The 22126-nt window shown below is 64.0% G+C and carries 17 protein-coding genes; 5 read left to right on the forward strand and 12 right to left on the reverse strand.

All coding sequences use genetic code 11. The annotated features are described in order from the left end of the window. Positions 1 to 22: 22 nt before the first annotated feature. A complete protein-coding gene (locus tag JQ627_RS00925; RefSeq protein ID WP_212482290.1) occupies positions 23 to 349 on the reverse strand; it encodes a hypothetical protein in 327 nt (108 codons plus the stop codon). A gap of 106 nt (positions 350 to 455) precedes the next feature. Further along, positions 456 to 1229, reverse strand: a complete 774-nt coding sequence (locus tag JQ627_RS00930) for a ferredoxin--NADP reductase (protein WP_212482291.1) — start codon at positions 1227 to 1229, stop codon at positions 456 to 458. Positions 1230 to 1386: 157 nt separating this feature from the next. Between JQ627_RS00930 and JQ627_RS00935 the strand changes: the two genes are divergently transcribed. Beyond that, entirely contained in the window at positions 1387 to 2583 is a 1197-nt protein-coding gene (locus tag JQ627_RS00935; RefSeq protein ID WP_212482292.1) for an amidohydrolase family protein, read from the forward strand. Positions 2584 to 2682: 99 nt separating this feature from the next. Here the strand turns inward: JQ627_RS00935 and JQ627_RS38920 are convergent, their stop codons facing one another. From JQ627_RS38920 to JQ627_RS00980, 9 genes are all read right to left on the reverse strand, one after another. Continuing rightward, positions 2683 to 2877, reverse strand: coding sequence for a hypothetical protein (locus JQ627_RS38920; protein WP_249142811.1), 195 nt, complete (start codon positions 2875 to 2877; stop codon positions 2683 to 2685). A 326-nt stretch (positions 2878 to 3203) separates the two neighbouring features. Then, positions 3204 to 3659 (reverse strand): MarR family winged helix-turn-helix transcriptional regulator, encoded by a 456-nt coding sequence (locus JQ627_RS00945; RefSeq protein ID WP_212482294.1) that lies wholly within the window; start codon positions 3657 to 3659, stop codon positions 3204 to 3206. 14 nt (positions 3660 to 3673) lie between these two features. Next, entirely contained in the window at positions 3674 to 4378 is a 705-nt protein-coding gene (locus tag JQ627_RS00950) for an ABC transporter ATP-binding protein (RefSeq protein ID WP_212482295.1), read from the reverse strand. Continuing rightward, the gene (locus tag JQ627_RS00955) at positions 4375 to 5166 is read right to left on the reverse strand and encodes an ABC transporter ATP-binding protein (protein WP_212482296.1); all 792 of its coding nucleotides are present in this window, start codon (positions 5164 to 5166) and stop codon (positions 4375 to 4377) included. The genes JQ627_RS00950 and JQ627_RS00955 overlap by 4 nt, the downstream gene beginning before the upstream one ends. Next, entirely contained in the window at positions 5163 to 7052 is a 1890-nt protein-coding gene (locus JQ627_RS00960) for an ABC transporter permease (protein ID WP_212482297.1), read from the reverse strand. The genes JQ627_RS00955 and JQ627_RS00960 overlap by 4 nt, the downstream gene beginning before the upstream one ends. 87 nt (positions 7053 to 7139) lie before the next feature. Then, positions 7140 to 8342 (reverse strand): ABC transporter substrate-binding protein, encoded by a 1203-nt coding sequence (locus JQ627_RS00965; protein WP_212482298.1) that lies wholly within the window; start codon positions 8340 to 8342, stop codon positions 7140 to 7142. 80 nt (positions 8343 to 8422) lie between these two features. Then, positions 8423 to 9007 (reverse strand): amino acid synthesis family protein, encoded by a 585-nt coding sequence (locus JQ627_RS00970; RefSeq protein WP_027557295.1) that lies wholly within the window; start codon positions 9005 to 9007, stop codon positions 8423 to 8425. A 15-nt stretch (positions 9008 to 9022) separates the two neighbouring features. Next, on the reverse strand, positions 9023 to 9919 hold the full coding sequence (locus tag JQ627_RS00975) for a UPF0280 family protein (RefSeq protein WP_212482299.1): 897 nt from the start codon (positions 9917 to 9919) through the stop codon (positions 9023 to 9025). Beyond that, entirely contained in the window at positions 9916 to 11373 is a 1458-nt protein-coding gene (locus JQ627_RS00980; RefSeq protein ID WP_212482300.1) for a 6-hydroxynicotinate reductase, read from the reverse strand. The genes JQ627_RS00975 and JQ627_RS00980 overlap by 4 nt, the downstream gene beginning before the upstream one ends. A gap of 267 nt (positions 11374 to 11640) precedes the next feature. Here JQ627_RS00980 and JQ627_RS00985 point away from each other — a divergent pair, with 267 nt between their 5' ends. Both JQ627_RS00985 and JQ627_RS00990 read left to right on the forward strand, forming a co-directional pair. Further along, on the forward strand, positions 11641 to 12123 hold the full coding sequence (locus JQ627_RS00985) for a (2Fe-2S)-binding protein (protein WP_212482301.1): 483 nt from the start codon (positions 11641 to 11643) through the stop codon (positions 12121 to 12123). After that, positions 12123 to 15650, forward strand: coding sequence for a molybdopterin cofactor-binding domain-containing protein (locus tag JQ627_RS00990; RefSeq protein WP_212482302.1), 3528 nt, complete (start codon positions 12123 to 12125; stop codon positions 15648 to 15650). Before JQ627_RS00985 ends, JQ627_RS00990 begins: the two co-directional genes overlap by 1 nt. A 54-nt stretch (positions 15651 to 15704) precedes the next feature. Here JQ627_RS00990 and JQ627_RS00995 read toward each other — a convergent pair whose 3' ends face one another. Next, on the reverse strand, positions 15705 to 16673 hold the full coding sequence (locus tag JQ627_RS00995; protein ID WP_212482303.1) for a catechol 2,3-dioxygenase: 969 nt from the start codon (positions 16671 to 16673) through the stop codon (positions 15705 to 15707). A 454-nt stretch (positions 16674 to 17127) separates the two neighbouring features. Between JQ627_RS00995 and JQ627_RS01000 the strand changes: the two genes are divergently transcribed. Both JQ627_RS01000 and JQ627_RS01005 read left to right on the forward strand, forming a co-directional pair. Then, complete coding sequence (locus tag JQ627_RS01000) at positions 17128 to 18864, forward strand: ATP-binding protein (protein ID WP_212482304.1); 1737 nt, start codon at positions 17128 to 17130, stop codon at positions 18862 to 18864. A 236-nt stretch (positions 18865 to 19100) separates the two neighbouring features. Then, complete coding sequence (locus tag JQ627_RS01005) at positions 19101 to 22001, forward strand: AAA family ATPase (protein ID WP_212482305.1); 2901 nt, start codon at positions 19101 to 19103, stop codon at positions 21999 to 22001. Positions 22002 to 22126: the final 125 nt, after the last annotated feature.

Genomic DNA, 22126 nt, shown 5'->3' on the forward strand with positions numbered 1-22126 from the left:
AGAGCCGGAACTCTCGTGAGAGTTATCCACGCCCTTGCGAGCGCGGGCCCGTCTTGCGCTGCTGCTGGTTGGTGTAGGAGTCCCAGTGGCTCCAGCTGCCATTGCTGAGACTTTGCATGTCGGTGCCGAGCGGACGGCGCGTGCGCTTGTCGTGATCGGCGATCACGCGCTCGGATAGCGCGATCTTGCGCTTCAGTTCCGCGATGACTTTCTGGGTCTGGCCGTTGCGCTTCGAGGACGCGATCTCGCCCATCGTGAAGCGCGCCGTCTCCAGCGCCTTCAACTCGGCGCGGTTCTTCTTCAACTGGACCCGGTGCCAGGCGATGTTGCTGTCGCTGTCCGCAACCATGTGGGAACTCCGCTGATTCGTTCCCACATAGTATCAAGCGCCGAATCGGCGCCGCAACGCCCGTCCGGGGGCGAAAATGCGACCCTAATGCGCAAGAATTGCGCGCTTAGCGCTCGGCAAAGGCCTTTTCGACCACGAACTGGGCCGGCTCGCCGTGATTGCCCTCGACAAAACCGCGCTCGCCGAGGAGCACGCGGGTGTCCGCCACCAGCGCCGGGCTGCCGCAGATCATGACGCGGTCGTGGGCGGCTTCCAGGGCCGGCAGGCCGATATCGGCAAACAGCTTGCCCGAGGTGATGAGGTCGGTGATGCGGCCGCGGTTACGGAAGGGATCGCGGGTCACGGTCGGATAATAGATCAGCTGGTTCTGGATGTACTCGCCGAGCATCTCGTCCTTCGGCAGCGTCTCGGTGATCATCTCGCCATAGGCGAGTTCTTTCACGTGCCGGCAGCCGTGCAGCAGCACGACCTTCTCGAACCGCTCGTAGGTCTCGGGGTCCTTGATCACGCTCAGGAACGGCGCGAGGCCGGTGCCGGTGCCGATGAGGTAGAGGTTGCGCCCGTCTTCGAGATTGTCGATCACCAGCGTGCCGGTGGCCTTCCGGCTGACGATGATCTCGTCGCCTTCCTTCAGGTGCTGGAGGCGCGAGGTCAGCGGACCGTCCGGCACCTTGATCGAGAAGAACTCCAGCGTGTCCTCGTAATTGGCGCTGGCGACGCTGTAGGCCCGCAGCAGCGGCTTCTCGCCGACCTTGAGCCCGATCATGGTGAATTCGCCGTTACGGAAACGGAAGGTCGGGCTGCGGGTGGTCTTGAAAGAGAACAGCGTGTCGGTCCAGTGGTGGACGCTCAAAACGCTTTCCTGATTGAAATTGCTCATCTCACCTTCCCTGTCGCGTCTATTGCGGTTCCGAGGCGGGCAGCTATGCGTCGTTTGTACACGATCATTCGTATACTAATGAATAATCCTGCTTGATCCCGCGGTCAAGGCTGCCCAAGATCGCGAGCGTTGCAGTTAGGAATAAGGAGCCCCTTCCATGGCGCATGACGCACCCCAGGCCACCGGACCCTCGAAGCTCGTGATCCGGAATATCGGCCTGATCCTGTCCGGCGCCCTGGAAAAGCCGATCCTGGACGGCGACACCATCGTCGCCGAGAACGGCAAGATCACCGCCATCGGCCGCTTCAAGGACCTCAATACCGAAGGCGCGACCACGATCGTCGAGGCCAACGGCACCACGGTCGCGCCGGGCCTGATCGACAGCCACGTTCACCCTGTCGCCGGCGACTGGACGCCGCGCCAGAACCAGATCGGCTGGATCGACAGTAACCTGCATGGCGGCGTCACCACGATGATTTCCGCCGGCGAGGTTCACATGCCGGGACGCCCGCGCGACGTCGTCGGGCTGAAGGCCATGGCCATCTTCGCCCAGCGCGCATTCTGGAATCTGCGGCCCGGCGGCGTGAAGGTTCACGCCGGGGCGCCCGTGATCGAATGCGAGATGGTCGAGGAGGATTTCAAGGAACTGGCCGCGGCCGGCGTCAAGCTGCTCGGCGAGGTCGGCCTGGGCGGTGTCAAGGACGGCCCGACCGCGAGAAAAATGGTCGGCTGGGCGCGAAAATACGGCATCCAGAGCACGATCCACACCGGCGGCCCCTCGATCCCCGGCTCCGGCCTGATCGACAAGGACGTGGTGCTGGAGGCCGACACCGACGTGGTCGGTCACATCAATGGCGGCCACACGGCGCTGCCCGACGACCAGATCCGCTGCATCTGCGAGGGCTGCAAGCGCGGGCTCGAGATCGTTCATAACGGCAATGAGCGCTCTGCCTTGTTCACGCTGCGCATCGCGCGCGAGATGGGCGATCTGCACCGCGTCATCCTCGGCACCGACGCGCCCGCCGGCTCCGGCGTGCAACCGCTCGGAATCTTGCGCATGGTCTCGATGCTGTCCTCGCTCGGCGATCTGCCGGCCGAGCTCGCGTTTTGCCTGGCCACCGGCAACACGGCGCGGATGCGGCAGCTCGACTGCGGCTTGGTCGAGGTCGGCCGCTCCGCCGATTTCGTCATCATGGACAAGGCGCAGCACTCGCCTGGCAAGACCATTCTGGAGAGCGTCCAGCTCGGCGACCTCCCCGGCATCGGCATGACCATCATCGACGGCATCGTGCGCACCCAGCGCAGCCGCAACACGCCGCCGGCCGGCAGGGTGCCGGAAGTGGCGGCGAAATAACGCAGCCGGAGCGGCTCGCCGCTCCGCATCGCCCTCGAAAGCATTGAACAAGTCTGCTGCCTGCTGCGTCTAACGCAGGCAGCCCTCCGCGGCCGCAGTTCATTGCTGGAGGCCGTTGTCCATCACCAGCCTGCCGTTCGCCGCGATGGAGACCCGTGGATTGGAGCGAAACTTCTCGCCCTCACCTTCGCAGGCAAGCCGCATCTTCCAGCTTTGGTTGCCGTTTGCGGTGATCTCGCCGGCGCGGCAGCGCGTCTCGTACCAATAGAGGCGGTTGCCGCCTTCGATGCTCATGCGATTGGCGCTGTCCTGGTCGCGGCAATCTTTCTTGGTCGACGCCCAGAAGCCTTCGTAGGGCTGCGCGGCAAAGGCAGGGGCACAACTGCCCGCTAGCGCCGCACCGAGACCCAAGATTATCGCGAAACGCGTTGCCGCTCTCATGCCGCCGAACCTCGACACAACCTTCATCGAGGTTAGTCGCCCGACACCGCACCTTGTTCAACCGTCGTAGGCTGGGCAAAGGCGCGAAGCGCCGCGCCCACGATCCTTGCGGCTTAAGGAAGAATGGTGGGCACGCTTCGCCTTGCCTACCCTACGAGACCATCGCTACGGCGCCGTCCTCACCGCAGCTTGTTCAGCAGCGCCATCAGCATCTCGCGCTCCCTGGCGTCGAGCGGCGCCAGCGTTTCCCGGGTGATCGCGAGCGCATTCGGCGCGACCTTCTCCGCAAGCTGCTGACCGGCACGCGTCAGGCTGACCAGGAGTCGCCGTCCGTCCTCGGGATCCTGGCTGGTCTCGGTCAATCCTCGCGCGGTCAGGCGATCGATCACGCCCTTGATGGTCGCGACATCCATCGCCGTCAGCCGTCCCAGCTGGTTCTGCGAGCACGCCCCGGTCTCGGCGAGCTTCGACAGCGCTGCCCACTGCGTCGGGGTCAGATTGGTGCCGATATCGCGCGAGAAGATCGAGCTGTGGCGCTGCCAGACCTGACGCAGGATGAAACCAACCTGCTCGTCGAGCACGTAAGATGATTTTGCCAGTTTGACGCTTTTCTTCGCCGCGACGCTTCTCGCCATCCGCTCCCCGCCCCTCACAACGACAGATGCGCGTCGCGGATATCCGGACGCGCGTCGAGCTCGGCCATGGTGCCACCGAAGCAGATGCGGCCACGCTCGATGATATAGGCGCGATCGGAGATCAGCCGCGCAAAGTGCAGATTCTGCTCGGAGACGACGATGCTGACGCCTTCCTTCTTCATGGTCAGGATGGCATCGACCATCTGCTCCACGATCTTCGGCGACAGGCCTTCCGAGGGTTCGTCCAGCAGCACCAGCGACGGATTACCCATCAGCGTGCGCGCGATGGTGAGCATCTGCTGCTCGCCGCCGCTCATGCGGCCGCCCGGGCGGTTCTTCATCTCACCCAGATTTGGAAACAGCGTGAACAGTTTTTCGCGGGTCCAGTGCGGCGCGTTCGGACGCTTCGGCTGGCGGCCGACTTCGAGATTCTCCTCCACCGTCAAATCGGTGAAGATGCGCCGCTCCTCGGGCACGTAACCAAGCCCGTCGCGCACGATCTCGTGGGTCGGACGTGCCGAGACGTCCTTGCCTTCGAACATGATCCGTCCCGAGCGCTGCGCGACGAGCCCGACGATCGAGCGGAACGTCGTCGACTTGCCGGCGCCGTTGCGCCCGAGCAGCGCCACCACCTCGCCCTCGCCGACCTCGAAACCGATGTCGAACAGGATATGAGCCGGGCCGTAATGGCTGTTGAGGTCCTGCACCGTGAGCTTCATGTCGAGGCTCCCTCGCGATGCTCGGCATCGTAAAGCAGGCCCTCGCCGAGATAGACCGCCTGCACCTGGGGATTGCTGCGCACTTCCGCTGGCGAGCCTTCCGCGATCAGCGTGCCGCGGTTGAGCACGATGATGCGGTCGGCGTGCTCGAACACCACGTCCATGTCGTGCTCGGTGAAGAGCACGCCGATCGATTTCTCCCGCGCGATCTGCGCGGTCAGCCGCATCAGATCGACGCGCTCGCGCGGCGCCATGCCGGCGGTCGGCTCGTCCATCAGCAACAGTTTCGGCTGGTTGGCGAGTGCCACCGCAAGCTCGAGCCGCTTGAGGTCGCCATAAGCAAGCTCGCCGCAGGGACGATCGGCGTAGCCGCCCATGCCGACGAGTTCGAGCAGCCGCCCGGCCTCGCCGCGGTCGAAGTTCGGCGCCGAGCCGAAGAGATTGAACAGCTGGTTCCCATGCGAGATCAGCGCGACCTGCACGTTCTCGCGCACCGTCATGGTGGCGAAGGTCGCCGTGATCTGGAAGGTGCGCCCGACGCCGAGCCGCCAGATCTCACGCGGCCTCTTGCCGGTGGTCTCCTCGCCCAGCAGGCGGACATGGCCGGTATCAGGCTTGTTCTGGCCGTTGAGCATGTCGAAACAGGTGCTCTTGCCCGCGCCGTTCGGACCGATCAGCGCCAAAATTTCGCCGGCACGCAGCGAGAACGAGACGCCGCGCACGGCATGGATGCCGCCATAGGATTTGGACAGGCCTTCAACCGCGAGAAGTGGGGGTGCGACGCTCATTCGGCGGACTCGATCGGCTTGGCAAGCAAGGGGGATCCCGGCGGCGAGGACTTCCTGCGGCGCTGCGCCAGCATCTCCAGCATGCCGACGATGCCCTTGGGGAAGACGACGACGATCAGCACGATGAAGCCGCCGAGCACGAGCTTCGACAGGTCGGTCTGGCTGACCAGCCAGATGTTCAAAGCCTTGTAGACGATGGCACCGATCACCGCGCCCGACACCGTCTCGACGCCGCCGAGCAGCACCATGACGAGCGCGTCGACCGACAGCGAGATGCCGAGATTGTCGGGGAAGACGCTGCCCTTGAGGTAGGCGAACAGCGCGCCACCGATGCCGGCGGTCGTGCCTGCGATCACGAACGCCGTCCACTGGATACGCTTGGCATTGATGCCGACCGCCTCGCTGCGCAGAGGCGAGTCGCGCGTGGCCCGGAGTGCGTAGCCGAACGGCGAGAATACCATGGCCCGCAGCGCGGCCGTCACGAGTGCCGCAACGCCGAGCGCCAGCCAATAGAAATGCGACGGCCTCGCCGCCCAGCTCGAAGGCCAGACGCCGAGTATGCCGTTGTCGCCGCCTGTCACGCTCACCCACTGGAACGCGATCGACCAGACGATCTGCGCAAACGCAAGCGTCAGCATCGCGAAATAGACGCCGGACAGCTGCACCGCGAAGAAGCCGAACACGGCCGCGCCCATGCAGCCCAGCAACGGCCCGAGCAGCAGGCACACGACCATCGGCAACCCTGCCATCTTGGCGAGGAAGGCGACGCCGTAGGCGCCGAGACCGAAATAAGCGGCATGCCCGAACGAAGCGAGCCCGCCGACCGACATCAGGAAATGCAGGCTGACGGCGAAGATCACGAAGATCGCGATCTCCGAACCGACTGTGAGAACATAATTGCCTGCGAACAGCGGCAGCATCGCCGCGATGACGAGCGCGGCGAGCGCCGCGAGGCGCTCGTTCGAGGTCAGCGGCCGCCAGGGATCGACAGTGAGGCCCGGCGTCTTGCGCGCGGCCGCCTCGGGCTTGCCGAACAGGCCCCAGGGCCGGACGATCAGCACCACCGCCATCACCAGGAAGACCAGGATGATGGAGATCTTCGGGAAGATCAGGATGCCAAAGGCGTTGAGCTCGGAAACCAGCACCGCCGCGACGAAGGCGCCGACGATGCTGCCGAGGCCGCCGATCACGACCACGACGAAGACCTCGACGATAATGCGCAAATCCATGGCGTGATGCACGGCATCGCGCGGGATCTGGAGCGCACCGCCGAGTGCGGCGAGGAAGACGCCGACCGCGAACACGGATGTGAACAGCCATTTCTGGTTGACGCCGAGCGCTGCGACCATGTCGCGGTCCTGCGTCGCCGCGCGCACCAGCACGCCCCAGCGCGTGCGCTGGAACAGCAGCCAGAGAATGCCGAGCACGACCGGTCCGAGAACGATCAGGAACAAATCGTAGCTCGGGATGTTCTGGCCGAAGAAATCGACGGCGCCCTTGAAGCCCGGTGCGCGGCGGCCGACGAGATCATCGGGGCCCCAGATCAGCACGACGAGATCCTCGACCATCAAGGTCAGGCCGAAGGTCGCAAGCAGCTGGAACAGCTCGGGCGCGTGATAGATGCGGCGCAGCAGCACCATCTCGACGATGACGCCGATCAGGGCCACGGCAAACGCGGCCACGACGATCCCGCCCCAGAAGCCGAGCGCTCCCGAGAGCTGTTCGGTGAGCGTGAAGGCGATGTAGGCGCCGATCATGTAGAAGGCACCATGCGCGAAGTTCACGATCCGCGTCACGCCAAAGATGATCGACAGGCCCGACGCCACCAGGAACAGCGACGCTGCGCTGGCGAGACCGGTTAGAAACTGTACGACATAAAAGGCCATCGGCGGTCCGGGTTAGGTGTTGCATGCCGCGGCATGCGAGGCTTGGTTCACCTCTCCCCGCTTGCGGGGAGAGGGAGAAGAAAGCGATTAGTCCTTCGGACGCAGCTTCTCGATTTCGGCGTCGCTGGGCAGATAGTCCGAGCCCTTCTTGTAGACGGAGTCCACCATCACGCCCTTGCCGTCCTTCAGCGCGGTCTTGCCGACATAGGCACCGAGCGTCGACTGGTGGTCGATCTTGCGGAAGGTGATCTCACCGAACGGCGACGGCATCGACAGCCCCTCCGTCGCGGCAATCAGTTTCTCCGGATCGGTCGAGCCGGCCTTCGCTAGGATCGCAGCGGCCGCCTTGATGGTCTGGTAGCCGACGATCGAGCCGAGACGCGGGTAATCGTTGTACTTGGCCTGGTAGGCCTTCAGGAACGCGTCGTGCTCGGGCGTCTTGATCGAGTACCAGGGATAGCCGGTGACGATCCAGCCCTCCGGCGTCTCGTCCTTGAGCGGATCGAGATATTCGGGCTCGCCGGTCAGGAACGAGACGACCTCGCGCCCCTTGAACAGGCCGCGGGTGTTGCCTTCGCGCACGAGCTTCACGAGATCGGCGCCGAAGGTGACGTTGAGGATCGCCTCGGGATTGGCCGCGGCAACGGCCTGCACCACCGGACCCGCGTCGATCTTGCCCTGCGGCGGCCACTGCTCGTCGACCCACTGGATGTCGGGGCGCTTCTCCGACATCAGCTTCTTGAACACCGCGACCGCGGACTGGCCATATTCATAGTTCGGCGCGATGGTCGCCCAGCGCTTGGCCGGCAGCTTGCTGGCTGCTTCCACCAGCATCGCCGCCTGCATGTAGTTGGAGGGGCGCAGACGGAAGGTGTATTTGTTGCCCTTGGACCAGGTAATGGCGTCCGTCAGCGGCTCGGCCGCGAGGAAGAACACCTTCTTCTGGTTGGCGAAGTCGCTGACGGCGAGGCCGATGTTCGACAGGAACGTACCCGTCAGCATCGCCACGCCCTCGCTCGACACCAGTTCGTTGGCCGCGGTCTGCGCATCCGCCGGCTTGCCGCCGTCGTCCTTGGAGACGACGACGAGCTTCTTGCCGTTGATGCCGCCAGCCGCGTTGACCTGTTCGACTGCGAGCTGCCAGCCCTTGCGATAGGGCTCGGTGAACGCCGGCAACAGCGAGTAGCTGTTGATCTCGCCGATCTTGATCTCCTGCGCCATGGCCGAATGAGCCATGCCGCCCGCCAGCAGCGCGAAGGCCGCGCCGACGAAGTAATCTCTTGCTCGCATCCCAACCTCCAGTTTTGAACTCTCTACGTCTTCAGCGTGATCTTCTCGGAAAAGCTGTGCCCGCCTCCCCGGTTCAAACTCTATCTCAAACCGTCTTCGCCCTTCACTTCCGCAACCGTCAGCCCGCCGACGCGCGGCAAGGGACGCCCGCTGTCGGTGACAGCGACCGCGACCATGATCTCGTTGGCGCGCGGCGCGTCGTTGATCTGCACTTCCATGCCGTCGAAGTGACTGCGCACGAAAGCCGCGTCCTTGTGCCCGAGCGGAATATCCAGCGTCGTGCCCGGACCGCTACGCTTCTTCGACGACGGAATCAGCGCCGCGCCCTTGCTCAGCACCTTGCGCACCGGCGCACCCATCTTGGGGTGAAGGATCGCGGCGGCATGCTCCAACTCGCCGTTCTCGCCGACGGCGGCAGCCTTGCCATAGCTTTGCGCCTTCGCGCCGTCGATGCCGAGCGCCGCCACCGCCCGCTTCGACAGCAGTTCGCCGAGCTCCTCACCGATCGCGATCAACGGCGAAAGGTCCTCGACATATTTTCCGGCAAAGGGATTTTCGATCACGGCGATCGCAGCCGCGCGCCGCGTCGGCGGCGAGACCTGGCGGCCCATTTCCATCTGCGTCTCTTCGACGACGGTGACGATCTTGCGGATGATCGCGCTCATGTTTCGCTTCCCTGGTCAGACATGAACCGCATTCTCCAGCACAGCCGGGCGCGGTCGTTGCCATTCAATATCTTTCGGTCCGATGACAAGCATATCACCACAAAGCTGCAACACGGCACCCTCGATCAATCCGCGATCGAACAATTGCCGTGCACATTCCGCGCCAGATTCCAGCGCGGCCCCGACCTCGTTCCGCGACAAGTCACCGACCTCGCGGGTGACGAGACGCGCGCCGAGATCGCTGTCGGGCTGAAGCTCGTTCGCAGGCTTCCGGATGATGGCAGGATGCCCGGGCAGATCGACGGCATTGGCGATGATGGTCGCCGCCGCATCGGCCTGCGATGCCGTCGCCGCCAGCACCGTCACGGCATCCGCGATACCGAGCGAAAAGCTGCGGCCATGGCGCCCACTGGTCGCGATGCCGCGCGCGGAATCATCCGCATCAACCTTCATCGTTCGGATCACGCCGTCACCATCGGGGCGATCCATCAGACCGACAGAGAAATGCTCGCCTTCTCCGAGGTGGAGCGCGATGTCGCCGCCATTATTGACATAAGCCCGATCTAGCGGTGCGGCGCTCAGCATCGCACCGAGGATCTCTTCCGCCACGCTGCCGGCCACCGCAGCCATCGGCGTGATGAAGCAGTCGGCGGAATAGGGCGCGACGGCGGAGTACATACGACGCGCCACCACGCCTTTCAGCGAAGTCCCCCTCTCGGCAGCCCTCCGCAATTCCGGCAGCTCCGCGCAGAGCTCGTCGAGGAGCCCCGTGAACCTGTGCGCCGCAGCTTCATAGGCCGTGCGCACTGCGTTCGAACGCCCCCTCGCCTCAACGATCAGATCAATCGGTCCATCCTGCAAATGCAGCCGCCGGCCATCAGACAGCAATGCGATTTGCGGGAGCCGCGTCATGCCCGGCGTCCCGGGATCGGGTTCTGCCAGGGCAATTGGCGGACATCTTCACCGTTCTGCACTTCGGAGAGCGGTTTCACGTAGTCCATGTGGCCGCCGAGCGCGGCGTAGTCGGACAGCTTCATCGTGAACTCGATCGGTGCGACCAGCGCCGGCGTCGGAACATAGCCGAACGCGCCTGAAGGCATCTGCGTCACATCGACCATGTAGGTGATGCCGCCGCCCGGCCAGACATAAACCGGCGCGCCGCCGCTGGTGACGCGCGTCAACGCGTCCTTCACCGAACGCGTCAGCCGTACCGGATTGTCGGTGACGCCCGCGCGCAAGGAGCCGCCGGCCCCCGCCATGAACAGCACCGTGCACAGCGCCGGCTCGCAATTCTCCTGGATGCGCTCGACCGAGAACTTCAGGTCATCAGGCATCTCGGTCTCGACCGGTTTCAAGGCCTCGTCGAGCACATAGTAAGACGAATGCTCGCCGGTCGTGGAGACCATCAGCATCGACAGGCCCGCCTTGGCCTCCTTGGCATCGAACGGCCCGAGGATCGACAGCGGATCGGAAATGTTGGTGCCGCCCCAGCCCGTGCCGGGATCGGCGACCTGGAAATAGCGGCCGGGCGTCGAGCGGCGGCCCTTCATCTTGATGCCGGTGTCGGCGATATCGAGCAGCTTGCCGGCCTGGTGCTCGGAGAGCACGCCGGTGATGTGGTCATCGACGACGACGACCTCGTCGACCTTGCCGTGCCATTGCTTGGCGAACATGCCGATCGTCGCCGAGCCGCAGCCGACGCGCATGCGCTCTTCTTTCATGCCGTTCACGATCGGCGGCTGGCCGGCCTGCACCACCACGCTCGCGCCACCGTCGATGGTCAGCTCGACCGCCTTGCAATTGGCGAGATCCATCAGCGTGTCGCAAGTGACGCGGCCCTCTTTCTTGGAGCCGCCGGTGAGATGGTGCACGCCGCCGAGCGACAGCATCTGGGAGCCATATTCGCTGGTGGTGACATGGCCGACCGCCTCGCCCTGCGCGCGAACGGTCGCGGTCTCCGGTCCGAGATATCGGTCGGTGTCGATCTTCACCTTGATCCCGCAGTAGGAGAAGATGCCCTCGGTGACCACCGTCACCATGTCGACGCCATCGATCTCGGACGAGACGATGAACGGCGCCGGCTTGTAGTCGGGATAGGTCGTGCCCGCGCCGATCGCGGTCACGAAGGTCGAGGGCTCGTGGACGATCTTGCCGTCCCAGTCTTCAGTGCGGCTGAATGGGACGAGCTTGCCGCCATGCGAGACGGTCCGCTCCAGGATCACATGCGGGTCGACGCGAACGAGCTTGCCGTCGTGATTGGCATAGCGATCGCAGGCGCCCGCCGCGCCCGGCTTGATGTAGCACATCACCGGACAGGCATCGCAGCGGATCTTGTCGATGGCAGCGCTCGTTGTTTCCATCACCATGTCAAAGCCAGCGGCAACGCGGTTATCATTCGTATACGAACGATGTTGCGCGCGGTCCCGGAGGCTGTCAAGCGGCGGTGCAGCGCAAAAGTTGCCGCTGCCGCATAAAACCCCATTTGCCTATCCGCTCTGTCCACAAAGAAGGCAGTCGCGCTGCAGTGCGGCATGCACGGCTTGCACGTTTGTGTACAAACGGTATCGTCGCGACGTAGATTTTGGGCGATTTGGAATTTTTGCGATCGCATGGTCTTGGGCTTGGGAACGAGGATGACTCAGACACCGATCCGCCTCACCGTGAACGGCAGGATCCACGAGATCAGCGCGGCGCGCGATACGCCACTGCTCTATGTGCTGCGCAACGACCTCGCGCTGAACGGTCCGAAATACGGATGCGGCCTCGGCGAATGCGGCACCTGTACTGTCCTGATCGACGGCGCAGCCGCGCGCTCCTGCGTGATTCCCGTGAGCGGCTGCGCGGGCCGCGACATCGTGACGCTCGAAGGGCTGGGCACGCGCGACAAGCCGGATGTGGTGCAGCAGGCCTTCATCGACGAACAGGCCGCGCAATGCGGCTATTGCCTCAACGGCATGATCATGACCACCAAGGCGCTGCTCGCGATCAACCCGCAGCCCTCGGAGCAGGAGGCGCTGGCGGCGCTGCGCTACAATCTCTGCCGCTGCGGCACGCATGTCGAGATCTTGCGCGCGGTGATGCGCGCATCCGGCCAGCTCGCTGAGGCCGCGGATTGATGGCTTCCCCTCTTTCGAACAGAGCTGAACGGCAATCCGGTTCGCTCGTCGTCGTCCGCACCGTGGACGAGATCACATCAGAGACCTTTGTCCGCATCACCGCAGATGGATCGGTCTCGGCCTATAACGGTCATGTCGATCTCGGCACCGGCATCCGCACGGCGCTCGGCCAGATCGTCGCCGAAGAGCTCGACGTATCCTTTGCGCGCGTCGTCGTCGTGCTCGGCGACACCGCATTGGTTCCGAACCAGGGCGCGACGATTGCGAGCGAAACCATCCAGATCACCGCCGTTCCCTTGCGCAAGGCTGCAGCGCAAGCGCGACATTTCTTGATAGCGCGCGCGGCCGAGCGGCTGGAGCTACCAGCAAGCGAGCTCGAGGTCGAAGACGGCCTCGTCCGCGGGCACAATCGCAGCGTCAGCTACGGCGAGTTGATCGGCGGCGAGACCATCCGCCTCGAGCTTGCTGACGACGTCGCGGTCAAGCCTGTCGGCGATTACGCCATCGTCGGCCAGTCGATGCCGCGAGTCGACCTGCCCGCCAAGGCCACCGGCGAGCTGACCTTCGTGCACGACATCCGCCTGCCCGGCATGCTGCACGGCCGCGTGGTACGTCCGCCCTATGCCGGCGTCGATGCCGGCCCGTTCGTCGGCACCAGCCTGATCGCGGTCGAGGAGTCCTCGATACGTGACATTCCCGGCATCATTGCCGTCGTGTGTATCGGCGATTTCGTCGGCGTCGTCGCCGAGCGTGAGGAGAATGCGATCCGCGCGGCGGAGCAGCTCGCGGTGAGCTGGAAGCCGACGCCTGGTCTGACTGATCTCGCCGATGTCGAGACCGCGCTGCGCGCCAATCCATCGACGCCGCGCACCCTGATCGACAAGGGCGATGTCGACGCGGCGATATCAGGCGCGGCCAAGCCGATGAAGCGCACTTATGTGTGGCCGTACCAGATGCACGCCTCGATCGGCCCGTCCTGCGCGGTCGCTGATGTCCAGGACGGCAACATCCGCGTCTGGTCGGGCACGCAGAACCCGCATGTCCTGCGCAGCGATCTGGCGCTGTTGATCGAACGTCCCGAAAGCGAGATCGAGGTGATCCGGCTGGAGGCCGCCGGATGCTACGGCCGCAACTGCGCCGACGATGTCGCCGCGGATGCGCTGCTGCTGTCGCGCGCGGTCGGCCGACCGGTGCGGGTGCAACTGACGCGCGAGCAGGAGCACGCCTGGGAGCCCAAGGGCACCGCGCAGCTCATCGACGTCAATGGCGGCCTGAATGCCGACGGCGGCATCGCTGGTTACGATCTCGCCACGCGCTATCCCTCGAATGCCGCGCCGACGCTCGCGCTGCTGCTGACGGGGCGGATCTCGCCGGAGCCCATGGTGCTCCAGATGGGCGACCGCACTGCGATCCCGCCCTACGACTACGAGCACATGCGCGTCGTCGCCCATGACATGGCGCCGATCGTGCGCGCCTCCTGGTTTCGCGGTGTCTCGGCCCTGCCGAACACCTTCGCGCATGAATCCTATGTCGACGAGGCCGCGACCGAGGCGGGTGTCGATCCCATCGAATACCGCCTGCGCTATCTGAAAGACCAGCGCGCCGTCGACCTCGTCAATGCGGTGGCCGAACGCGCGGGCTGGACGCCCCGGCCGGTGCGCGAGGAGAAGGACGGCGAAATCGTGCACGGGCGCGGCTTTGCCTATGCGCTCTATGTCCACAGCAAGTTTCCCGGCTATGGCGCGGCGTGGTCGGCCTGGGTCGCCGACGTTGCGGTGAACAAGTCCACCGGCGATGTCAGCGTCACGCGCGTCGTCGCCGGGCAGGATTCCGGATTGATGATCAATCCGGACGGCGTGCGCCACCAGATCCACGGCAACGTCATCCAGTCCACCAGCCGGGCGTTGATGGAAGAAGTCTCATTCGAGCGCGGCGCAGTGGCGGCGCGCGAATGGGGCGCCTATCCGATCATCCCTTTCCCCGACGTGCCCAAGATCGACGTGCTGATGTTGCCGCGTCAGGACCAGCCGCCGCTCGGCGTCGGCGAGTCCGCTTCGGTGCCGAGCGCGGCCGCGATCGCGAACGCGATCTTCGATGCTACCGGCGTGCGCTTCCGCGAACCGCCGTTCACGCCGGATCGCATCCTGAAGGGATTGCACGGTGAGGCATCGCCCGTGCCGCAGGCCCTTCCCGCGCCCGCAGCGCCGCCGCCGTCGCGCGTCTGGGAGAATCCCTTCGCCAAGCGCGCCGGCATCGTCGCGACCATTGCGGCCGTCTGCACCGCCGCGATCGGCATCGGCGCCGCACTGCTGCCCGGTCGCGCAATCGCGCCGATCGCACGACCCGATGCGTCGGTGTATTCCGCCGCGACCATCGTGCGCGGCCAGCAACTCGCGGCGCTCGGCAATTGCGCGGAGTGCCACACCACGATCGGAGGCGTGCTCAACGCCGGCGGCCGCGCGCTGGAGACGCCGTTCGGCACGATCTACTCAACCAACATCACGCCTGACGCCGAGACCGGCATCGGCGCCTGGTCCTATCCAGCGTTCGAACGCGCGATGCGCGACGGGCTGCATCGCGACGGCCGGCAGCTCTATCCGGCCTTCCCGTACACGCACTTTTCGAAGACCAGCGATGCCGACCTTCAGGCGCTCTATGCTTACCTGATGGCGCAGCCGGCAGTACATGCGACGGCACCTGCGACCACGCTCGCCTTCCCGTTCAATCTCCGCCCGCTGCTCGCCGGATGGAATGCGCTGTTTCACCAGACGCGAGAGTTCAAGCCCGATCCCGCCAAACCCGAGCAGTGGAACCGCGGCGCCTATCTCGTCGAGAGCCTCGGCCATTGCAGCGGCTGCCATTCGCCGCGAAACGCGCTCGGCGCCGAGCAGCGCGAGGCCTATCTCGCGGGTGGATTTGCCGAGGGCTGGGAAGCGCCGGCGCTGACCTCGCTCTCACGCGCGCCGATCCCATGGAGCGAGGACGAGCTTTTCGCCTATTTGCGCACCGGCCATTCGCGCTATCACGGTGTCGCGGCGGGTCCGATGGCGCCTGTTGTCAGGGACCTCAAAGCCCTGCCCGACCCCGACATCCGCGCGATGGCGGTCTATCTCAACTCGTTCAATGACGGCGCGACCGATACGCAGGACCAGGATGCACTTGCGGCGAAGCTCGAAAGCTCAACGCAGGTCACGGTGGCATCCTCCACCGGCGCGCGGCTCTATCAGGGCGCGTGCGCCGTCTGCCACGAGGCCGGCGGCCTGCCGCTGTTCGGAACTCGGCCCTCGCTGGCGCTCAACAGCAATCTGCACAGCGCCACATCGGACAATCTCGTGCAGGTCGTCCTGCACGGCATCAATGATCCCGTCTCCAGCGATCTCGGCTACATGCCCGCCTTCAAGAACAGCATGAGCGATGCGCAGGTGGAAGAACTCGTCACCTTCCTGCGCAAGCAGTTCGCACCGGACAAGCCCGCCTGGACCGGCGTCCGCGAGACCACCGCGCGGGTGCGCACTTCAACGCATTGATTTCTGGAGCATGACCTAATCGGAAAACCGCTTCACACTTTTCCGGGTCATGCTCTAGCCGTGCTTCTTCACGTCGACCGGCGGCGTGCCGTGGGTGTGGAAGGACTCGATCGTCTTCAGGCCCCAGGCCTGGCCCTTCTTGCGCTCCTCCTCGGTCCACACGATCGGCTTCCAGTCGGGCGCGAGGATGAGGCGCGCACCGGCGTTGGCGACTTCGACGCGGTTGCCGCCGGGCTCATAGACATAGAGAAAGAAGGTCTGCTGGATCGCGTGCTTGTGCGGGCCGGTCTCGATGTGCACGCCGTTCTCCAGGAAGATGTCGGCGGCACGAAGAATCTCCTCGCGACTGTCGAGCGCGTAGGTGACATGGTGGAAGCGGCCGGGTGTGCCGGAGTGGTCCAGCGAATAGGCGAAATCGTAGCTCTTGTTCGACATCGTCAGCCACATCGCCGCTTCCCGGCCGTCATTGAGCACGATCTGCTCGGTCAGCCGGCAGCCGAGATAGTTCTCGAAGAACTCGCGGTTGGCCTTGATGTCGACGGCGAGGCAGTTGAGATGGTCGAGACGGCGAACGTTGACGCCGCGCGCAGGAAAACGCTGCGCCTGGTTCTTCAGCGCGGGTTTCAGCTCCGGCGGCGCCTGGTACCATTCGGTCTCGTAATAGAGCTCGACGATGTGGCCGTCAGGGTCGCGGCAGCGGAAGGTCGGTCCCTGCCCCATGTCGCCGTCGGTCCAGCCGATGTCGAAGCCCGAGCCTTTGAGCGCGGCGACGCGGCGCTCAAGCGCCTGCTGGCTGCGTGCGCGCAGCGCCATGTGCTCCATGCCTGATGTCTTCGACGCCGTGAGCTTGAGCGAATAGCGCTCGTAATCGTCCCAGCCGCGCAGGTAAACCGACTCGCCCTTCTGCCCGCTCACAGTCATGCCCATGACGTCGACGAAGAATTTCAGGCTCTCGTCGGGCTTCGGCGTCAGCAGTTCCATGTGGCCGAGATGCGCGAGGTCGAAGATCGGTTCGGGCTGCATGGTTTCCTCCAAAGCGTGGCTAGCAAGGCGTGGCTGCAATCCGCCGGACCGGATCGCGCAATCGGACGCTAGGCTGCAAATGCGCTCAGGCGTCCGGGGACGGCATCCAGGCCGCCGGTTCATTTGTACTAATGTACAAATGATTAGGTCCCGTCAACAAATCAAACATCGCCGCCCGAATCGAAACGACGCCTCCTCCGAGATGACATCCATCCCCCAAACGCCGGACCGAGTGGCCGAATGGTAAAATCTTCCTTAAGCGCTTTCGGGCCCGCCGCCTAGAAAAGCAGCATTTTCCGGCCGGTTCCGGCCGGAAGTATGCATTGGGAACAAACTTCGCAGTCGAATTGTCGCAGATTTAACGAACCGGCCGCGCCCGCCGTTTAACCGTTTGTGCAGCGGCCGCCGCGCATAATTCGGCGCAAACCCCTCGCTCTTGCCAGGTTCATTCATCGTGACATCCTTTGGACGCGTGATTTCGGTACGCGGGTCGCTCGCCCGGGTCGGGCTACTGGCTGAAAGCCGAATGCCGGTCTCGGAAGTTCGGGCCACCGTCGGCCGTTTCGTCAGCATCCGCTGCGCCAGCTCGGTCATCGTTGCCATGATCACCGAGGTGTCCTGCGAGAACCTCTCGAGCCCCGACTACATCGCCATCGCGTCGGTCGACCTGCTCGGCGAAATTCTCAATGCCGCGGACAAGGCCAAATTTCAGCGCGGCGTCACCAACTATCCGACCATCGGCGATGCGGTCGAGCTGATCACCAGCCAGGAGCTGCGCACGATCTACGCGCCGACCGGCTCGGACCAGATCAATGTCGGCTTCCTCCAGCAGGACCGCTCGGTCATCGCCTATGTCGACATCGAGGAAATGCTGTCCAAGCACTTCGCGGTGCTTGGATCGACCGGCGTCGGCAAATCGACCGGCGTGTCGCTGCTGCTCAACGAGATCCTGAAGGCGCGGCCGAACCTGCGCATCTTCCTGCTCGACGTTCACAACGAATATGGCCGCTGCTTCGGCGACCGCGCGCTGGTGCTCAACCCGCGGAATCTGAAGCTGCCGTTCTGGCTGTTCAACTTCGAAGAGATCGTCGACGTGCTGTTCGGCGGCCGCGCCGGCGTGCCCGAGGAGCTCGACATCCTCGCCGAGGTCATCCCGCTCGCCAAGGGCGTCTACACCCAGTACCAGAACGCCGACCGCATCGGTCTCAAGCGCATCGATCCCAAGCAGGTCGGCTACACCGTCGACACGCCGGTCCCGTATCGCCTCGTCGACCTGATGTCGCTGATCGACGAGCGCATGGGCAAGCTCGAGAACCGCTCCTCGCGCATCATCTATCACAAGCTGATCTCGCGCATCGAAGCCGTGCGCAACGACCCGCGCTACGCCTTCATGTTCGACAATGCCAATGTCGGCGGCGATACCATGGCCGAGGTGATCAGCCATCTGTTCCGCCTGCCGGCGAACGGCAAGCCGATGACGGTGATGCAGCTCGCCGGGTTCCCGGCGGAGGTCATCGATTCCGTCGTCTCGGTGCTGTGCCGGATGGCCTTCGATTTCGGCCTGTGGAGCGACGGCGTCTCGCCGCTGCTGTTCGTCTGCGAGGAGGCGCACCGTTATGCCTCCGCCGACCGCAATATCGGCTTCGGGCCGACCCGCAAGGCGGTGTCGCGTATCGCCAAGGAAGGCCGCAAATACGGCGTCTATCTCGGCCTCATCACCCAGCGTCCGGCCGAGCTCGACGCCACCATCATTTCCCAGTGCAACACGCTGTTCACGATGCGCCTTGCCAACGAACGCGACCAGGCGCTGCTGCGCGCCGCGGTGTCGGATGCGGCCGCGAACTTGCTGTCCTTCGTGCCATCGCTCGGCACCCGCGAGGTGCTGGCGTTCGGCGAAGGCGTCGCGCTGCCGACGCGCTTGCGCTTCAAGGAGGTGCCGCCGCATCAATTGCCGCGCGGCGAAGCCACCATCAGCAGCGTGCCGTCCGTCACCTCCGGCCACGACATGCATTTCGTCGGGGCCGTGCTCGAGCGCTGGCGCGGCGCCACCTCGCAACGCGACGTACCGAACGACCCGGTGTTTTCGCAGCCGCCCGCGAAGACGCTCGCGACCGCCGAAGCGCCGATGCTGCAGCCCTCGCTGGGGCTCGATCCGGACCGCTTCTCGCTGCTGAAGAAGCCGTTGCGGTAAAGACGGCGCGGCTGGGCGCGCACACCGCTCCCATGCCCCCGGCGGGGCTTATCCGGTAGGCCGCCGCTTCTCCGTCAACAACGCCGCCTCTGGAATTTCCCGAACAGCGGACAGTCGTGAAAGACGGGGAATGCCCGGATATCGCGGCTCGAGGCCGCGTCTCGCGGATAGCCCAAGGCTCGTCCTTCGTGCTACCGTTGCCTTTTGGAGCCGGTTTGAGCACGCGGGGCGCGACGATGTCCGTGGGCGGTGCCAATATTGCGGATCGTAACATCATAACGGTGCTCGCCGTCGACATGGTGGGTTCAACTCGCCACATCGCGGCTTGCGACCCCGATGAAGCTCAAGCTTTCTTGGACCAGTGGCTGGATCACATCCGCAGTTCCGTGGAGCGTCTCGGGGGACAGATTGTCCACTATGCGGGCGACGGTGGCATTGCCATATTCGGCTGGCCAACCGCATATGAGGATCATGCGGATCGTGCGTGCATCGCAGCCTGGGACATTCAGAGTCATAGCCAGTCGACCGGCCCCAGGGGAGATCCGGTCAATTTTCGCGTCGGACTTCACTCCGGCCTGGTCGGCTTACGCATAGGCGGCAAAAATGCCATCGCCCGCTTCGACGTTGCTGGAGCGACCGTGCACGTTGCTGCCAAGCTGCAGCAGGAAGCGGCGGCAGGCGAGATCAGGGTGAGCGCCGAAACCGCAAAGCTGTGCCGATCGCCACTAGACCTTACGGCACACAAGACGACTTCGGGAATCGCCGACCGGGTCATCGAGGCCTACACGCTGAATGCCCGGCCGGACGATGTCGATCACAACGAAATCGCCAGCCGCTATCAAAGCCCTATCGTGAATCGGGTCGACGAGCTTGCGGCGCTTCGGGAGCTACTCCCGCGCCCGGGCGCCAAAAGCTGCTCCGTCGCCCTGCTGGGCGAACCAGGTATCGGCAAAAGCCGCCTTGCGACAGCCGTGATGACCGAGGCGCTGACATCCGACGTGAGATGCTGCGTCTTTTATGGCGGCGTACAGAGACGTGCCACCGCATTCGCCGCCGCCCGCACCCTGGTGGGCGACATGCTCGCTGCAAGCAGCTCATCTTCGGATGAACACATTCGCGAGGCTCTCGCGGAACTGCACGTCGAGGCAGGCGATCGCAGAAAGCTCGAAGCCCTGTTCATCGTTGGAAAAGCGTCCTCTCGCCAACGTTTGACCGACAATACGCAGACGCAAATTGCGCGCGCACTTGTCAATGCCTTCCTCGCATTGGCGCTAAATAGACCGACTCTCTTGCTGATCGAAGACCTCCAGTGGATCGATCCGGAAAGCCGCCATTTCCTGAAATTACTCGCGCGCGCAAGGTCCCCACAGCCGCTTTGCATATTGCTGACCGGACGTCCGGAATCATCAGACCAGTGCATGGAGATTGCGGACTCGCTCATTCATCTGCAACCGCTGTCGCGGGCTAACATGGAGGCTTTGGGACGCCAATTGTGGCCGAAAACGCGATCCCCGACCGTGTTTGCGAGAGCAATCGATCGCGCCGACGGCGTCCCCTTCGTATTGGAAGAGTTCTTGCGTTCGGCGGACGCGACCAATGCAACGAGCGAACAATCGCTGCCACAGAGCGTCGAGTCCGTGATTCATGCGCGGCTGCAACGGCTTTCTCCGAAGATGAAGACATTCGCGCAGACGCTCAGCCTGCTGGGAGCGGAGGTAGAAATCCAATTGGCTACAACGGTGCTCGGCGTGGACGTAGGCGAGCTGCTGACTGCATTGTTCGAGCTTTCCCGATTTGCTTTTGTCCATCCGCTTGCGGGTAACGCCGTGCGTTTCCGGCATCAGATCATCGCCGAGGCCTGTGCAAACACGATACCGCGTGGCCGGCGTCTGGAAATCCACCAGGCCGCCGTCCAGGCGATCGTTCGGCGTTACCCGAAACTGGATGGTCGTTACGAACAGTTGGCCTTTCATGCAGAGGAAGCCGGAGATGCTGATGCTGCACTTGGCTATCTCTGGGAGGCTGCCGTCGAAGCGCGCCGGAACGCCGCAGCCTCATCGCTCAGTTTAATATACGACCGGGCACTCAAGCTCATCGAGCGTCTTGGGGAAGCCGCCGAAGAAAAATATGTCGACTTCGGTCGCATGAGCTTCGCTTCGATGCTGCAGCTCGGCGAATTCAAAAAGGTGAATATGCATTTGCCACGAACGCTGGAGCTGGCGCAGCGCCAAGGCAGGATTGCTCACGTGTGCAGCATCCAGTCGCAACTCGGGATGGTCTACTGGTTTGAGGGCCGGTATGAAGAAGGGCTGCAAATAACGAGCGAGGGATTGAAAACGGCTCGAGCGCTGAAATCGACCGCACTCGTATTTTCAAATCAGACCATCATGGCAAATGTGTTGTACAGCATGGGCCACGTCGATCGCGCGATTGCGGCGATGGACGAACTGAATGAAATGCTCACAGGAGAACTCGAGACTGCCCGCCTCGGGACACCGGCCGGTCCAAAATGCACGGTTTTGGCGTTCAGGAGCTGGTTCATGAATGCAACAGGTCAATATGCGGAGGCGCTCGAATTCGCATTGCGTGCATTGGAGATCGCAGTTCGTGAACAGGATTTATATGGGCAGGTGCTCGCCCGCATTACGATGGGGCGAAATCTCCTCATGCTCCATCGAAATGACCAGGCTGTGGAATGCTTGTCGATTGCAAAGGAGATTGTCGAACGTAACGGCTACGATGCCAGCAAGGCCAACCTGACCGGAGCAATGGCGACCGCTCTGGCACGAACGGGCCAGGCACATCAGGCCGTCGACCTGATAGACGCTTGTATGGAGAGCGGCGCGCATCTGCGGACAGGCCAGATCGAGCTCTGCTTGCTCTATGCGGGTTACGCTGAGGCTCTCGTTCGGGACGGGAAATCCGAACGTGGCCTGAGCGCCTTGGATTCTGCTCTTTCCATCGCCAGGACCATCAGGAATCCATGGATGATCGTCGAATGTCTTGGCTTGAGGGCGCGACTGCTCGCCGAGGCGAAGCTTGGCATTCCCCGCGTCGTTGGGGATCTCGCCGAGATGCGCGCGATTTGCGATCAGTTTGGCATTGTTGCCTGGGACGGATCCCGGCTCGCGGTTTAGCAAGGTTACTCGTGTCGAGACACACCGGTTCACAGGGCCCCGTGTCGCGGGCTCGCCGCGCTCAGCAGGCGTGGCATGCAATCCGGAGCTTCGATTCGGAGCAACGACCTTGACGGGACTTTGCC

The organism is Bradyrhizobium liaoningense (assembly GCF_018130785.1).
Lineage (GTDB): Bacteria > Pseudomonadota > Alphaproteobacteria > Rhizobiales > Xanthobacteraceae > Bradyrhizobium > Bradyrhizobium liaoningense_A.

Bases quoted from the DNA above. Each gene is read 5' to 3' on its own strand.
- JQ627_RS00980 (WP_212482300.1), bottom strand. From the start codon at position 11,373: ATGGTGATGGAAACAACGAGCGCTGCCATCGACAAGATCCGCTGCGAT.
- JQ627_RS00995 (WP_212482303.1), bottom strand. From the start codon at position 16,673: ATGCAGCCCGAACCGATCTTCGACCTCGCGCATCTCGGCCACATGGAA.
- JQ627_RS00970 (WP_027557295.1), bottom strand. From the start codon at position 9,007: ATGAGCGCGATCATCCGCAAGATCGTCACCGTCGTCGAAGAGACGCAG.
- JQ627_RS00965 (WP_212482298.1), bottom strand. From the start codon at position 8,342: ATGCGAGCAAGAGATTACTTCGTCGGCGCGGCCTTCGCGCTGCTGGCG.
- JQ627_RS00930 (WP_212482291.1), bottom strand. From the start codon at position 1,229: ATGAGCAATTTCAATCAGGAAAGCGTTTTGAGCGTCCACCACTGGACC.
- JQ627_RS00945 (WP_212482294.1), bottom strand. From the start codon at position 3,659: ATGGCGAGAAGCGTCGCGGCGAAGAAAAGCGTCAAACTGGCAAAATCA.
- JQ627_RS00935 (WP_212482292.1), top strand. From the start codon at position 1,387: ATGGCGCATGACGCACCCCAGGCCACCGGACCCTCGAAGCTCGTGATC.
- JQ627_RS00985 (WP_212482301.1), top strand. From the start codon at position 11,641: ATGACTCAGACACCGATCCGCCTCACCGTGAACGGCAGGATCCACGAG.
- JQ627_RS01005 (WP_212482305.1), top strand. From the start codon at position 19,101: ATGTCCGTGGGCGGTGCCAATATTGCGGATCGTAACATCATAACGGTG.
- JQ627_RS00955 (WP_212482296.1), bottom strand. From the start codon at position 5,166: ATGAGCGTCGCACCCCCACTTCTCGCGGTTGAAGGCCTGTCCAAATCC.
- JQ627_RS00975 (WP_212482299.1), bottom strand. From the start codon at position 9,919: ATGACGCGGCTCCCGCAAATCGCATTGCTGTCTGATGGCCGGCGGCTG.
- JQ627_RS00950 (WP_212482295.1), bottom strand. From the start codon at position 4,378: ATGAAGCTCACGGTGCAGGACCTCAACAGCCATTACGGCCCGGCTCAT.
- JQ627_RS00960 (WP_212482297.1), bottom strand. From the start codon at position 7,052: ATGGCCTTTTATGTCGTACAGTTTCTAACCGGTCTCGCCAGCGCAGCG.
- JQ627_RS00925 (WP_212482290.1), bottom strand. From the start codon at position 349: ATGGTTGCGGACAGCGACAGCAACATCGCCTGGCACCGGGTCCAGTTG.
- JQ627_RS00990 (WP_212482302.1), top strand. From the start codon at position 12,123: ATGGCTTCCCCTCTTTCGAACAGAGCTGAACGGCAATCCGGTTCGCTC.
- JQ627_RS38920 (WP_249142811.1), bottom strand. From the start codon at position 2,877: ATGAGCATCGAAGGCGGCAACCGCCTCTATTGGTACGAGACGCGCTGC.